The organism is Caballeronia temeraria (assembly GCF_001544795.2).
Lineage (GTDB): Bacteria > Pseudomonadota > Gammaproteobacteria > Burkholderiales > Burkholderiaceae > Caballeronia > Caballeronia temeraria.
On record NZ_FCOI02000101.1, the window covers coordinates 1 to 1,607 of the forward strand.

The 1,607-nt window shown below is 60.5% G+C and carries 1 protein-coding gene; it reads left to right on the forward strand.

Going from position 1 to position 1,607, the window contains the following annotated elements:
* Window positions 1–66: 66 nt before the first annotated feature.
* The coding region (locus AWB76_RS38595) for a thiamine pyrophosphate-binding protein (protein ID WP_061165323.1) at window positions 67–1,607 on the forward strand (1,541 nt) is incomplete at its 3' end.

Here is a 1,607-nt window from a genome sequence, read left to right on the forward strand (position 1 = left end):
TAGCTACGAGCCTGTCGTCGTACACGACGGGCAGCCATATTGATGTTTCTGGAGGCGTTGCGCGACATGTCTAATAAAACTACTGTTGGCGATGTGATCGCCGCTTTTCTCGAGCAGTGCGGCGTGCAAACGGCGTTCGGCGTGATTTCGATTCATAACATGCCGATGCTTGATGCAATTGGCCGACGGGGCAAGATTCGATTCGTTGGCGCACGAGGCGAGGCGGGTGCGGTGAACATGGCCGACGGTCTGGCTCGCGTCTCAGGGCAACTGGGCGTAGCGTTTTCCAGCACGGGTACGGGTGCAGGCAACCCCGCTGGCGCGATGGTTGAGGCACTGACTGCGAGCACACCACTGCTGCACCTTACCGGTCAGATTGAGGCGCAGTACCTGGATCGCAACTGTGGCTACATTCATGAGGTGCCGCGTCAGTTGGAGATGCTCGCGGCGATCTCAAAGGCGGCCTACCGTGTGCGTAACGCTGAGACAGCACTGGCGACAGTGCGCGAAGCGGTGCGCGTTGCGCAGACAGCGCCGACGGGCCCGGTGAGCGTCGAGATTCCGATCGACATCCAAGGTGCCGAAATCGACTGGCCAGCCGATCTGAGCGCACCGCAGATCACTGCGCCCACACATAACAGCGCTCAGGTCGAGCGACTCGCCGATGCGCTTGCTAGTGCCAAGCGGCCGTTGCTGTGGCTTGGCAGTGGAGCGCGTCATGCAACGCGTCAAGTCGAGCGACTCGTCGCACTGGGTTTTGGCGTGGTGACCAGCGTGCATGGACGCGGTGTGCTGCCTGAAGACCACCCGATGTCACTTGGCGCTTTCAATGCACACGCTGCGGTGGAGAAGTTCTACCAAACGTGCGACGCGGTGGTGGTGGTCGGCTCCCGTCTGCGCGGTAACGAGACGATGAAATTCAAGCTGGCCCTGCCCATGCCCCTCTACCGGATTGATGCAGACGTGCTTGCGGAGAACCGCTCCTACCCGAGCGAGTTGTTCGTGCATGGCGATGCGGCACTCGTGCTCGATGAACTGGCAACCCGGCTCGAGGGTCGTCTTTCGGTAGACGACCGCTTTGCAGCCGATCTTGCCGCAGTTCGTGAGGTCGCGGTGGCAGACATGGTCAAGGGTCTTGGACCGTACAAGCCGCTGGTTCAAGCGTTGCAGGCGGTGGCGGGGCGCGACTACAACTGGGTCCGCGACGTGACGATCTCCAACTCATCCTGGGGTAACCGGCTGTTGAAAATCTTCACGCCGCGCGCGAGCGCATATGCGGTCAACGGCGGCATCGGGCAGGGCCTGCAGATGGCAATCGGTGCGGCGGCAGCGGGTTCGGCGGCCAAGACGATCTGTATCGTCGGCGACGGCGGGCTGATGTTGAACGTGGGTGAACTTGCCACCGCGGTTCAGGAGAACCTTGATCTGTTGATCGTGCTGATGAACGACCAGCGCTATGGCGTGATCAAGAACATCCAAGACAAACAGTACAACGGACGTCACTACTACGTTGAGCTGAAGCAGCCTGATTTCGGGCAATTGTGCGCGAGCATGGGCGTGAAACATCACTTGCTGACTTCCTTTGACCGAGTCCAGCAGGTGCTCGA